This is a genomic window from Novosphingobium sp. KA1 (assembly GCF_017309955.1).
Classification (GTDB): Bacteria; Pseudomonadota; Alphaproteobacteria; order Sphingomonadales; family Sphingomonadaceae; genus Novosphingobium.
Map to the genome: position 1 here is coordinate 1202370 of NZ_CP021247.1, position 12570 is coordinate 1214939.

The 12570-nt window shown below is 66.1% G+C and carries 12 protein-coding genes; 6 read left to right on the forward strand and 6 right to left on the reverse strand.

Annotated elements, in window-relative coordinates; translation table 11 throughout:
- Positions 1-67 precede the first annotated feature (67 nt).
- Positions 68-1375, reverse strand: coding sequence for a homoserine dehydrogenase (locus tag CA833_RS06005; protein ID WP_142636816.1), 1308 nt, complete (start codon positions 1373-1375; stop codon positions 68-70).
- Positions 1376-1451: 76 nt separating this feature from the next.
- Complete coding sequence (locus CA833_RS06010; RefSeq protein ID WP_207079535.1) at positions 1452-2309, reverse strand: hypothetical protein; 858 nt, start codon at positions 2307-2309, stop codon at positions 1452-1454.
- Positions 2310-2701: 392 nt separating this feature from the next.
- Between CA833_RS06010 and CA833_RS06015 the strand changes: the two genes are divergently transcribed.
- The 5 genes from CA833_RS06015 to CA833_RS06035 all read left to right on the forward strand — a co-directional run bounded on the left by CA833_RS06015 (position 2702) and on the right by CA833_RS06035 (position 5930).
- Positions 2702-3370, forward strand: a complete 669-nt coding sequence (locus tag CA833_RS06015; protein WP_142636812.1) for a TonB family protein — start codon at positions 2702-2704, stop codon at positions 3368-3370.
- A gap of 72 nt (positions 3371-3442) precedes the next feature.
- On the forward strand, positions 3443-4216 hold the full coding sequence (locus CA833_RS06020; RefSeq protein WP_142636810.1) for a MotA/TolQ/ExbB proton channel family protein: 774 nt from the start codon (positions 3443-3445) through the stop codon (positions 4214-4216).
- Positions 4217-4325: 109 nt separating this feature from the next.
- Positions 4326-4859 carry a biopolymer transporter ExbD gene (locus CA833_RS06025; protein WP_185928641.1) on the forward strand — a complete coding sequence of 178 codons (534 nt, stop codon included), beginning with the start codon at positions 4326-4328 and terminating at the stop codon, positions 4857-4859.
- Positions 4860-4882: 23 nt separating this feature from the next.
- Positions 4883-5317: a biopolymer transporter ExbD gene (locus CA833_RS06030; protein WP_142636806.1), complete on the forward strand. Its 435-nt coding sequence runs from the start codon at positions 4883-4885 to the stop codon at positions 5315-5317.
- Between the two features lie 193 nt (positions 5318-5510).
- Complete coding sequence (locus CA833_RS06035) at positions 5511-5930, forward strand: biopolymer transporter ExbD (RefSeq protein WP_255535874.1); 420 nt, start codon at positions 5511-5513, stop codon at positions 5928-5930.
- 18 nt (positions 5931-5948) lie between these two features.
- Here CA833_RS06035 and CA833_RS06040 read toward each other — a convergent pair whose 3' ends face one another.
- Positions 5949-8411, reverse strand: a complete 2463-nt coding sequence (locus tag CA833_RS06040) for a ligase-associated DNA damage response DEXH box helicase (RefSeq protein ID WP_207079536.1) — start codon at positions 8409-8411, stop codon at positions 5949-5951.
- Between the two features lie 152 nt (positions 8412-8563).
- On the opposite strand from CA833_RS06040, the gene CA833_RS06045 reads away from it, so the two are divergent.
- A complete protein-coding gene (locus tag CA833_RS06045) occupies positions 8564-9910 on the forward strand; it encodes a DUF4010 domain-containing protein (RefSeq protein ID WP_207079537.1) in 1347 nt (448 codons plus the stop codon).
- Positions 9911-9933: 23 nt separating this feature from the next.
- Here the strand turns inward: CA833_RS06045 and pgmG are convergent, their stop codons facing one another.
- Genes pgmG through CA833_RS06060 form a run of 3 tightly spaced genes read right to left on the reverse strand, consistent with a single transcriptional unit; the run spans position 9934 to position 12504 of the window.
- The gene (pgmG, locus tag CA833_RS06050) at positions 9934-11334 is read right to left on the reverse strand and encodes a phosphoglucomutase/phosphomannomutase PgmG (RefSeq protein ID WP_207079971.1); all 1401 of its coding nucleotides are present in this window, start codon (positions 11332-11334) and stop codon (positions 9934-9936) included.
- A 23-nt stretch (positions 11335-11357) separates the two neighbouring features.
- Positions 11358-11681: a molecular chaperone DnaJ gene (locus CA833_RS06055; protein WP_142636798.1), complete on the reverse strand. Its 324-nt coding sequence runs from the start codon at positions 11679-11681 to the stop codon at positions 11358-11360.
- A 10-nt stretch (positions 11682-11691) separates the two neighbouring features.
- Positions 11692-12504 carry a division plane positioning ATPase MipZ gene (locus CA833_RS06060; protein ID WP_142636796.1) on the reverse strand — a complete coding sequence of 271 codons (813 nt, stop codon included), beginning with the start codon at positions 12502-12504 and terminating at the stop codon, positions 11692-11694.
- Positions 12505-12570: the final 66 nt, after the last annotated feature.

Consider the following 12570-nt stretch of genomic DNA (forward strand, 5'->3'; position numbering starts at 1 on the left):
GGCGTCCGCGACGGTTCTGGACCGGCCCGTCGAAAATCGCCCTTCAGCGAATTTCCAAACGGCCCATCTATCCCTCGATGATCTGCATCACCAGCGGCGCGGCGGTCAGGCTCTGCGACCCCTCCAGCACCCGCATCGCCTCGCAGACCGCCGATTCCGGCCCTTCATGGGTGACGATGGCAAGGATCACCTCGCCCTCCTGCCCGGCGAGCCCCTTCTGGATCATGCTGGCGATCGACACCCCGGCATCACGCATGGCCGCGGTGATGTCGGCCAGCACGCCCGGACGGTCCGGCACGGTGAAACGGATGTAGCTGCGGCTGCGGCGATGGCCGGTCTCGGCCGGCTCCATCGCCTCGAGCTCGCCTGCCGGCATGGAGAACGCCGCGCCTTTTTCGCCGCGCGCAATGTCGATGATGTCGGCAACCACCGCGCTGGCGGTCGGACCGTCGCCGGCACCGGCCCCCTGGAACAGCAGCCGGCCCATGAAGTTGCCCTCGGCTACGACCGCATTGGTCGCCCCGTCGACACTGGCCAGCGGGTGGTCGAACGGCACCAGGTGCGGGCGCACCCGCTGGAACAGGCGCGGCGCGCCACCGGTCCGGTCGATCTCGCCCATGCCGATCAGGCGAATCACGTAGCCAAGCGAGCGCGCCTGTTCGATATCCGCCGCTTTCACGCGCGAGATCCCGGAGGTCTCCACCGCATCGAAACGCAGGCGCGAACCAAAGGCGATCGCGGCCAGGATCGAAAGCTTGTGCGCGGCGTCGACACCTTCGATGTCGAACGTGGGATCGGCCTCGGCATACCCCATGCGCTGGGCTTCGGCGAGAACGTCGCCAAAGTCCCGCCCGGTGTCTTCCATGGTCGAAAGGATGTAGTTGCAGGTGCCGTTCAGGATGCCGTAGACCCGCTCTATGGCATTGGCAGCGGCCCCTTCGGCAAGCCCCTTGATGACCGGAATGCCCCCCGCGACCGCCGCCTCGAACTTGAGCGCCACCCCCGCGGCCTCCGCCGCCGAGGCCAGTTCAAGGCCGTGGTGCGCGATCATTGCCTTGTTGGCGGTGACAAAACCCTTGCCCTGCGCAATGGCGTTGCGGGCCAGCGCCAGCGCCGGACCGTCCGAGCCGCCGACCATCTCGACAACCACGTCCACGTCCGGCCGGGCGGCCAGGGCAGCGGTATCGTCCACCCAGTCGTAGCCCGAGAGGTCGACCCCGCGGTCCTTGCTGCGATCACGCGCGCTCACGGCGGCGATACGGATGGGGCGGCGCGCACGCCGGGCAATCAGTTCGGCATTGGTCTCGATGAGACGGACAACGCCCGCCCCGACCGTGCCGAGACCGGCCAGCGCAATATTCAGCGGTTCAACCATGGACTTCCCTTTCGCGTGCGGGCCCTAAGCGAGCCGCACGCGAAATTCCAGTACCTTCACGCCTCTTCCCCCGCCCTCAGCGAAGATTGCGGCGACAACCGCCGAGTTGCGCAAGGACGAGGCGGTAGTCGGCAGCGGCCTGACGCATCGCCTCGACACCTTCCGAGACATTGGCGCGCGGGGGCGGATTGGCCGGCAGGAAGCAGGCCAGGCGGTACCATTCCAGCGTGTCGGCCTGCGGCGGATGACCGACGTCTGCCACGAGTTCGGAGAACGACACCCCCCATGCCGGGGCCGCGCCGGGCGCGTGAACGACGGTGATCGACGCTGCCGAGCCATTGGCGGTGTTGAGGAAAATCTGCGTCTCGCCCTGCCCGGCCAAATTGCCCGGGACATAGAGCAGCTCGCGCACGCCGGTGATTCGCGCCGGCGCATCGGGCGAAATGAGCGCCTTGAGGATGCCGCGCAGGCGCGCATCGGCCGCTTCGCTCCAGAGCTGCTGAGCGGTCGGCGTGATCAGCTGCAGCTCGCCCGGACGGCCGGGCACGGCGCGGGCAAAGAGCAGCACGTCCTGCTTCTTGAGCGCGGGCGGCTTGCCACGGGCATCGAGCGGCAGGTCGACCAGATAGGCGATCGATTCGCCGATCGGCGAGGAGCCCGTCAGCAAGGCCACGGTCTGGGCATTGATGTAGAAACGGCCCATGCCCGCCGTCAGTCCCGGCGCCCGGGCATCCTCGACCCGCACGATCTTGCGGACCGTCGCGCGCACCACCAGAGCCGACGAATCGGCAAGATCGGCGACATCCGCGAAAGTCGGCTCCCCGCGCGCCGGCACGGCCGCACCGACCTGCACTTGCGCATGGGCCGGAAGCGTCTGCGCGGCAAGGGCAAGGCATGCCAGTCTGAGGGCAACGCGGGTCGGATTCGCAGGCATCGGTGTCTCACTCTGGGAAACGTTGGGGGCTGGCCATAGCCGCCAGGGACATGCGGCACAAATTCGTCGCCGCATTCCTCAGACAAAATCCCCTTTTTACCCTTGGAACTTATATGCCCTGAATCGGGCGTTAACGGTTCCGCTGCCGATAAGGCGTTGCACAGGAGCAACGGTACCGCTAAGGAAACTCGCAAAATGGGGCAAAAAAACGAAAATGCCCCGCGGTTCGCCAACCCGTTGCATCGTTTACGGATCGGCAGACTGTTAGCCGTCAGGGTGGGTAATTTGGAGTTTCGTCATGGACCTCTCCTCACGGGGCGGGCCATGGGCGCCTTTGGACCTGTCCCGCACCCGGGCGGGTTCTGGGCTTGGTAATGGAGTGATGCGTTTGAATGGCTTACGCTGACCAGCAAATGAGCGGTAACAAGATTACCGCGCTTGTCATTGTCGCGCTGATTCACGTCTTTGTAGGCTATGCACTCGTCACGGGTCTGGCATACGAAGCCGCGCAAAAGGTCATCAACAAGGTGACCACAGTCGACATCAAGGAAGAGAAACCGAAGGAGGAAGAGCCCCCGCCGCCGCCTCCCAAGCAGCAGGATACGCCGCCGCCGCCGATCGTGGCGCCGCCGCCGCCTATCAACATCGCGCCGGCCCCGCCGCCGGTGACGACTGTCAACACGCCGCCGCCGGTTCCGCTGCCCGCGGTTCCGATCCCGGCTCCGGCCGCTCCGGCCCCGCCGGCACCTCCGGCTCCCCCGGCTCCCTCCAAGGCGCGTGGCGCTTCGGTCAAGGGCAACTGGACCCAGCGTTTCAACCAGGAATACCCTGCAAAGGCCCTGCGCGAAGAACGTGAAGGTCGTGTTGGCGTGCGTGTCAGCATCGGTCCCGATGGCCGTGTTTCGAGCTGCACCGTCACCAGCTCCAGCGGCAGCCCCGAGCTCGATTCCGCCGCCTGTGAAGGTATGAACCGTTTCGGTCGTTTCAACCCCGCTCTTGATGACGCGGGTAACCCGACCAGCGGCTCCTTCGCGACGTCGATCGTCTACAAGCTCAGTTAATCCACGGCACGGCCGGGACTACCAGACGCTGGGTCCCGCCAAATCCTGCATTCTTCTTGAGAGGTAATTCGCATGCTTATCGTTGACATCCTTGCCGCCGCTGGCGAAGCCGCGCCGCAGAACAAGTTCGGCTTCGTCGAAGCTCTTCAGGCCGGTGGTTTCATTTCGTACGCGACCGTGATCATCATGGGCGTGATGTCGTTCGGTTCGTTCTACATCCTGTTCACCAAGTGGTTCGAACAGGCCAAGATCATGCGCCAGTTCGGTGCCGTCCGCACCCAGTTCTGGAAGGCCCCGACCCTTCGTGAAGGCGCTGCCAAGCTGGAAAAGAACAGCGCATGGCGCCAGATCGTCGACGACGGCATCGCTGCTGAAGAACAGCACTCGAAGATGACCGACTCGCTCGAAGCCCACGACTGGATGCACGCTTCGCTCGCGCGTTCGGAAGCCTCGATCAACTCGCGCCTGGCCCAGGGCCTGCCCTTCCTCGCCACCGTCGGTGCAACCGCTCCGTTCATCGGTCTGTTCGGTACCGTCGTCGGCATCTACCGCGCCCTGATCGCCATCGGCATCGCCGGTTCGGCCTCGATCGACAAGGTTGCCGGCCCCGTCGGTGAATCGCTGATCATGACCGCCCTCGGCCTGATCGTCGCCGTTCCCGCCGTTCTTGCCTACAACTACCTGCAGAGCCGCAACAAGCGCATCGCCGAAGTGCTGACCGGCTTCTCCAGCGATCTGCTTGCCAACATCAACTCGAAGGGCGCTGTGAAGCCCGCGGTTGCTGCTGCCCCGGCGAAGCCCGCCGCTGCTCCGGCCAAGCCGGCTGCTGCTCCGGCCAAGCCGTAAGCAGCACGGGGTACGCCGCTTCAGGGCGGCGTGCCCACGGGGAACCCAGGTGGCGGCGCAGGCTGCGTCCGCCGCCTCCCCAGGGCAACGCAAGGAATAGGATAAGACTATGGCGATATCCTCGGGCGGAGGCGGTGCCGAAACACCGATGTCCGACATCAACACGACGCCGCTCGTCGACGTCATGCTGGTGCTTCTGATCATCTTCCTGATCGCGGTCCCGGTCGCGATCCAGACGATCGAAAAGCTGAAGATCCCCATCATCAAGTCGGAAGAATCGAAGGACAAGGTGGAGAACCTCCTCCTCACTGTCACGACCACCGACGATGCGGGTCTCAGCGCGGGTCAACCCGGCTACCAGGGCGCTTCGCGCAATGGCGAATGCCGCGTTTACTTCAACAACATCACGCCGGTTACCTCCAAGGAACTCTACGACCAGGCCTTCAAGCGTCTCGACGCTATCGTGAAGCGTGCTGGTGGTCCGGAAGCCCTGAAGGACAACCCGGATCTGGTCCCGCAGGTCCACATCCGTGGTGACGTGAACGCCCCGTGGCGTTGCGTGGCCGGCGCGATCTACAACGTTCAGATTGCGGGTTACCCGACGGTTGGCTTCATCTCCAACCCGGTCGACCCGAACGCCTGACGTTCGAGAAGGAGTAACATTCCATGGCAATGTCAGGCGGCAAGGATGATGGCGCGCCGATGATGGAAATGAACACGACGCCGTTGATCGACGTCATGCTCGTTCTCCTCATCATGTTCATCATCACCATTCCGGTTGCGACCAACTCGATCGACATCGACCTGCCGGTTGCAACCCCTCCGACGAACAACCCGCCGCCGGTGGACCCGATCAAGAACAAGATCGTGCTCACCGCGGATGCGCGGATCCTGTGGAACGGCAATGCCGTCGACCAGGGCACCCTGCAGAACCTGCTGGCGCAGTCGCTGACCTACAAGGTCGAGCCCGAACTGCAGTACCAGCCGGAACCGCAGGCGTCGTACGAACTTTCGGCTCAGGTTCTCCAGCTCATCAAGGCTGCGAACGTGACCAAGTTCGGCTTCGTCGGCAACGAACAGTTCAGCACCTTCGGCAAGTAAGCCGAAAGCGCGAACAGGACCTTCGGGACCAGGGAAGGGGCGGAGAAATCCGCCCCTTTTTCTATGTGCGCTTTCTATGTCCGCGATCCGTGGCCGCCTCCAAGTCGGCGCGCGGACAGGATGTTCACTTGGAGCCCTGACGGTTTCGCGTTAGATCTCATGCCAGTGCGGAAAAGACCCGATAGAGAGGACTTTGACCACTGGAGAGGCCGTTTCAGAAACCCCGATCAGCACCATCAACACCACCCCGCTGATCGATGTCATGCTGGTGCTGCTGATCATGTTCGTGATCACCATCCCGGTTGCCACCAACTCTGTTCCCATCGACCTGCCTTCGGGCCTGACCACCCAGGTGGTGCAGCCGCTGCAGAACACCGTCTCTCTCGACGCCAATGGAACGATACGCTGGAACGGCGAGGCGGTGGAAAGCGCCGACCTGGCCAAACTGCTCTACAGCACCACCCGGATGCCGACCGAACCGCAACTCCGTTTCCGGCCCGACGCCGGCGCCAGCTACGACCGCGCCGCACAAGTGCTCGCCGCCATCAAGGCATCGGGGGTGACCAATTTCGGCTTCGTCGACAACGATCGTTTCGGCCACTTCGAACAATAGCCGGCCGTTGCAAGACGCTCAGTCCTTGCTGGCGGGCGGATCGACCCGCATCGCCAGCGAGGCCAGGCTCTCCGCCTCCATCAGCAGATCCTCGTCCGCCGATCCTGCCGGCAGCGATTCGCGCCCGATCATCGACAGGGCCGGCACCGACAGCGGGCTGATCCGGTCCAGACGGACATGGTCCACCTCCCTGGCCGCCCGATCAAGCACATCGGCGACACGGGCAACGTCGGTCATGCGCGCGCGGGCATCTGCCCAGGCCGCCTCGATCAACAGGTGATCCGGCTCGTACTTGCACAGCACGTCGTAGATCAGGTCAGTCGAGAACGTGACCTGCCGGCCCGACTTGCGGGTGCCGGGCTGCTGGCGCTCGACAAGACCGGAAATCACCGCCACCTCCCGAAAGGCACGGCGCAGCAGGTAGGACTGCTCAACCCAGTCGACAAATTCGTGGGTCAGGATATCGGGCGAGAGCAGCGCGGCGGGGTCCTCCACCGGCCGCAGCCCCCATACCACCAGCGCATAGTCGGTGGCGACAAAGCCGAGCGGCCCCAGCCCGCGCTCTTCCATGCGCCGGGTAATCAGCATGCCGAGCGACTGGTTCGCCGGCCAGCCCTCGAACGTATAATACGTGGTATAGGCGCAGCCCTGATGCGGGAAGCTCTCCACCAGCAACCGTCCCGGTGCCGGCAGGTGCGAACGCCAGTCCTGCACTTCCAGCCATTCGCGCACGTCGTCCGGGAACCGCGCCCAGCCCGCGCGATCGCACAGCATCGCCCTTACCCGGTCGGCAAGATGGGTCGAGATCGGCATGCGCTGGCCCATGTAGCTGGGGATCGTTGCCGAGCGTCTGGCGGCCCGCACGATCAGTTCCAGTTCCCGCAGCGCCTCGACCTCCAGGTCCATGCCCGCAAAGCGGAAGGTATCGCCCGCCTTCAGGCTGGCACCGAAACCTTCCTCGACCTTGCCCAGCGAGCGGCCATTGCGGAAGCGCACCTCCAGCATCTCGGCATCCACGATGATCCCGGCATTGAGGCGGTGACGGGCGGCGTGTTCGGGATGGGTGAGCCGCCAGCGCCAGCCCAATGCACCGTCCTTTTCCCGCACGATGCGCCGGAACCGGTCATAGGAGCGCAGGGCGTAGCCCCCGGTCGCGACGAATTCGAGGACCCGCGCGAATCTGGCGTCGTCCACCCAGGCATAGGCCGAGCAGGACCGCACTTGCGCCGCCAGTTCCGCTTCCCGGAACGGCCCCGCACAGGCGCTTCCCATCACATGCTGCGCCAGGACGTCGAGACCGCCCGGTCGGAACGGTTCCCCGTCGCGCTGCCCCTCGCGGAGCGCTTCCTGCGCGGCGAAAGCCTCGAGAAACTCGAAGCGGTTGCCCGGCACCAGCATGGCCTTGCTCGGCTGGTCCAGCCGGTGATTGGCACGCCCGATGCGCTGGAGCAGGCGCGAGGAGCCCTTGGGCGCCCCCATCTGCACCACCAGATCGATGTCCCCCCAATCGACACCTAGATCGAGGCTGGCGGTACACACGAGCGCCCTAAGCCGCCCCTCGGCCATCGCGCCTTCCACCTTGCGCCGCGCTTCCCGGGACAGCGAGCCGTGATGGATGCCGATCGGCAGGTTGTCCTCGTTGGCGTTCCAGAGTTCCTGGAAGATATATTCGGCCAGGAAGCGGGTGTTGGTGAAGATCAGCGTCGTGCGGTGCGCCGCGATCTGCGCGATGAGCTGCGGGATCGCCCAGGTCGCGGCATGACCGCTCCATGGGATACGTTCCTGCTGCGGCAGCAGGATCGAGACGTCGGGTTCGGCCCCCTCCTCGCCCTCGACCAGTTCCACCGCCTCGATGTCGCCCCAGGGCGCCAGCCAGCCGCGGAACCCGTCGGGATCGGCAAGGGTCGCCGACAGTCCCACCCGCCGGAGCCCCGGCGACAAGGCCTGCAACCGCGCCATCGACAGGGCCAGCAGATCGCCGCGCTTGCCGGTGGCGAAAGCGTGGATCTCGTCGACGACGATCCGCTTGAGCCCTGAGAACAGCTCTCCCGCCTCGGGATAGGTCAACAGCAGCGAAAGCGATTCCGGCGTCGTCAGCAGGACATGCGGAGGCCGTGCGCGCTGGCGGGCCTTGCGGTCGGACGGGGTATCGCCGCTGCGCGTCTCGATGCGGACCGGCAGGCCCATCTCCTCGACCGGCGCCAAGAGGTTGCGCTGCACATCGTGCGCCAGCGCCTTGAGCGGCGAGACGTAGATGGTGTGCAGGCCCTCGGGCGGCGAGCCACCGTCCAGCCGCGAGGGACAGAAATCGGCCAGCGTCGGCAGGAACCCCGCCAGCGTCTTGCCCGCACCGGTATCGGCGACCAGCAGCACGTGGTTGCCGCGATCGGAGGCCGCCAGCATCTCGGCCTGGTGGCGCCGCACGCGCCAGCCACGCGCGGCGAACCAAGCGGCAATCTCGGCGGGCAGCGCGGGTGTCATCGCCAGGTTTGTCTCACAACCATCACCCGTCCCTTGGAGCATAGCCCGCACGCCGAGAAAAGCCCGCCGAAACGAAGAGTTGCCTGGGCCGCCCGTTGCCGCCACGATGACCGTTTCCGTGTCACGAAAGGCAAGGCCCCCGCCGACCGATCATGCCGACCGATCTTGCCCAATCCCATCTCGCCCTGCTGGCCGTATCGCTGGCGCTGGGTCTGCTGGTCGGCATCCAGCGCGGCTGGGTACTGCGCGAACAGGCTGCCGGCACCCGCTTTGCAGGCGTGCGCACATTCGCGCTGATGGGCCTGAGCGGCGGCATTTCCGGTCAGCTTTTTATCCAGGCCCCCGGGCCGTCCACGGTCGTCCTTGCCGCCGCCGCGCTGCTTGTGCTGATCGGCTATCTCAAGGACAGCCGGATCAATGCGACGGTCAGCGGCACCGGCGCCCTGGTCGCACTGCTGACCCTGGCGAGTGGCTTCTATGTCGGCCTCGGCCAGCGGCTGACCGGCACGGCCATTGCCGTGGTGATGGTGCTGCTGCTGACCTTGCGCGATCAGCTCCATGGCTGGATCGACCGGCTGAGCCAGCGCGAAGTGCTGTCGATCGCCCGCTTCGCGCTGATCGCGCTGGTCATCCTGCCGCTCCTGCCGGACCAGCCGTTCGGCCCCTATCAGGCCTGGAACCCCCGCAAGCTGTGGCTGATCGTCGTGCTGGTCTCCGGCTTCTCCTTCGCCGGCTATTTTGCCGCCCGCCTGCTGGGTGCCACGCGCGGCGTGATCGCCACCGCCGCCGCCGGATCGCTGGTCTCCTCGACCGCGGTGACCGCCTCGCTCGCCAGCCGGATGAAACAGGCCGGCGACGCCGATGCGGCGCTGCCGGCAGGGATCGCCTGCGCCTCGGCCATCATGTTCGTGCGTGTCCTGCTACTGGCAAGTGCCCTCGCCCCCGCCGCCTTGCCGACGTTCGCACGGCTGGTCGTCCCGGGCCTGGTGATCGCGCTGGTCGCTGCGGCCTTGTTGCTGCACCGCACCCGCAAGGCCGCGCCAGCCTCCCCATCTACAGCCTCCCCATCTCCAGCCTTCCCATCTCCGGCCCTCCAATTGCCCGCACCGCCGGCGCCCACCCCGGCAGCGAGCGACATGCCGGTGCGCAATCCCTTCGACATCGGACCGGCGCTGGTGCTGGCCGGCCTCGTCATGGTCCTGACGGTCGCCTCGCTCTGGGTTCTGAACACCTTCGGGGAACGCGGCCTTGCGGTCGTGCTGGCGATATCGGGAAGCGTCGATGTCGATTCCGCGATCATCACTATGGGCGGTCTTGCCGGACAGTCGCTCGACGCGCGAACGGCAGGACTGGTCCTGGCCGTTCCCGTCGCGCTCAACACCCTGTTCAAGGCAGGTTTATCGATCAGCCTGGCGGGATGGCAGCAGGGGCGGGCCGCGGCCTTGCCGCTCATCGCCAGCGCCGCCGGGATCGGCATCGCCGCGCTGGCCCTCCCCTGACCTGACGTCATCGTCGCGTGCGATCAGCGCGACAGCCCCGAGGCCGCGAGTTGCCGGTCGATCTCGCCGACCAGCCGGGCCAGACCTTCGGGCGTTTCGCTTTCCGCCCGTGCGACCAGCATGGCCTGGGTGTTCGACGCACGCAGCAGCCACCAGCCGTCCGCCGTCGTCACCCGCACTCCGTCGACCGCGACCACCTCGGCGCCCGCCTCGGCCAGTCGTCCCCGCACTTCCTCGACGGCCGCGAACTTGCGGCTTTCCCCAACCGCGAAGCGCAGTTCGGGCGTGGAGACAAGTTGCGGCATGGCGTCATGGAACTCGGCGACGCTGCGATCCAGCCGCAAGATGGCCGCCATCAGGCGCAGCGCCGCGTAGAAGGCATCGTCGAAGCCGTGATAGTCGTCCGCGAAGAACATGTGCCCGGTCATCTCACCCGCCAGCACGGCGCCGGTCTGCTTCATTCTGGACTTGATCAGCGCATGCCCGGTCTTCCACATGTCCGGCACCCCGCCCAGCGCCGCGACCCGATCGAACAGCACGCGCGAGGCCTTCACGTCGGCGATCACCCGCGCCCCCGGGTTTTTGCGTAAGACATCCTCGGCATAGATCAGCAGCAACTGATCCCCGGCCAATGCCCGCCCCTGCCCGTCGATCACCCCGATACGATCGGCGTCACCATCGAAGGCCACTCCGAAATCGAGCTTCTTCGCCGCGACGAGCGCGCGCAGGTCTGCAAGATTGGCCTCCTCGCTCGGATCCGGGTGATGGTTGGGGAAGGTCCCGTCAACGTCGGTGTGGAGAAGATGATGCTCGCCAGGCAATCGCGCGGTCAATCGTTCCAGCACGGGACCGGCGGCACCGTTACCCGCATCCCAACCGATCTTCAGCGCCGCAAGACGGTCGGCGGGCAAGTCGGCAAGTGCGCCCAGCATGCCCTCGACATAGGCATCGATGACGCTGCGGTCTTCGACGCGGCCGGCACCGCGGCTCCATTCCCCGGCGGCGGCCAGTTCCCCCAGCCGCTGGATCGCCGCCCCGTAAAAGGGCCGACCCGCCATTACCATCTTGAAGCCATTCTGATCGGCGGGATTGTGGCTGCCAGTTATCTGAATGCCGCCCTGCACATCTTCGGCTGACAGTTCGGCGAAATAGAGCATCGGGCTGCTCGAAATCCCGATCCGCACGACGTCGACGCCGCTGGCGGTCAGCCCTTCGACCAGAGCCGCTTCCAGTATCGGCGAACTGAGCCGGCCATCGCGCCCGACCACGACCTTGCCGCCGCCTTGCGCCCGCACCAGCGTAGCGAAGCTGCGGCCGATGGCACGGGCATCCCCGGCTCCAAGGTTGCCTCCCGGCTTCTCGCCGACCACACCGCGAATGTCGTATTCGCGCAGGATCGTCGGGTCGATGCGGTAGCCCTGCAGTTCACCGCGCTGTACGCTGCCGCTCAGGATCCTGTGTCCTGATCCAGCGCGCCGATCAGCAGGTCGCGCGCGGCATTGGCCTCGTGGACTTTCTCGTTCGAGCCGCCGCGATCGGGATGGACCTGGACCACCCGCCGGCGATGCGCCTCGAGGATCGCCTCGCGGCTGGCGCCTTCGGACAGGCCCAGCAGAGCCCGCGCCTGCGCCTCGGCGTGGATCCGGGCAAAGCCCCCCTGCTTGCGCCGCCCGGACGCCGGCCAGTCGTAGCCCAGATAGTTCCAAGGCCAGCGGCCCGTCAGCATCTTGCAGGCAATGCAGCCCAGCGCGATGAGCCAGATCAGCTTCATGGCGGCAGCGTCAGCCCTCGTCGCTCAGTGCGAGCTGCGCTTCGCGGCGCGCGGGCATCGGCAGGTTAAGCCCGGCCACGAGGCCGCGCAGTTCCTGGCGGGCGACCAGATGGCTGGTGCCCAGTTCGCCAAGGTGGCCCTTGTCGAGAAGGGTCAGCCCCGAGGGGAACAGCTCGCGGAAGATGACGCGTTCCGAAAGCCCCGGCGAGATGCGGAAGCCCACGCGCTTCGACAGTTCCTTGAGCGCGCCTTCGAGGCGACGCATGTTCTTGGCCTCGACGTGCTGGACACGGTTGCGCACCACCACCCAGTCCAGTTCGCGGCGGCCTTCGTTGATCGTCTTGAGGCCGCGCTTCTTGCGGGTTTCCCACATGAGTTCGGCATAGAACGAGAGCTTCTTCACCCGGAAGGTATCGCTCTCCACCTGGCCGATCAGGTCGAAGTCGACAAAGCTGTCGTTGAGCGGCGTCACCAGCGTGTCGGCGGTGGCGGCGACGTGGCGCGCGAACTGGTCGTCGCGGCCGGGGGTGTCGAAGATCAGGAAATCGTAGCCCTCGGCGATCTGCTCGGCAAGATCGTCGAGTTCGTCGATATCCTCGCCGTCGTAGACCGCGAAACGGGCACCGGGCAGCGCGATCTCGCGCTGGCGCTCGGTCTCCATGCGGTTCTCGAGATAGCGGTAGAGCGTGCGCTGGCGCGGATCGAGATCGATCGCGGCCACCTTGGCGCCCTGATAGGCCAGTGCGATGGCGACATGGACCGCCGTCGTGGACTTGCCGGTGCCGCCCTTTTCATTGGCGAAGACGATGCGATGCGTTGTCACGGACCCTGTCGCTTTCCCTGTTGCCGCCGGTCCTGCCTGACTGGCGAATACCGATCTGCTTCCACC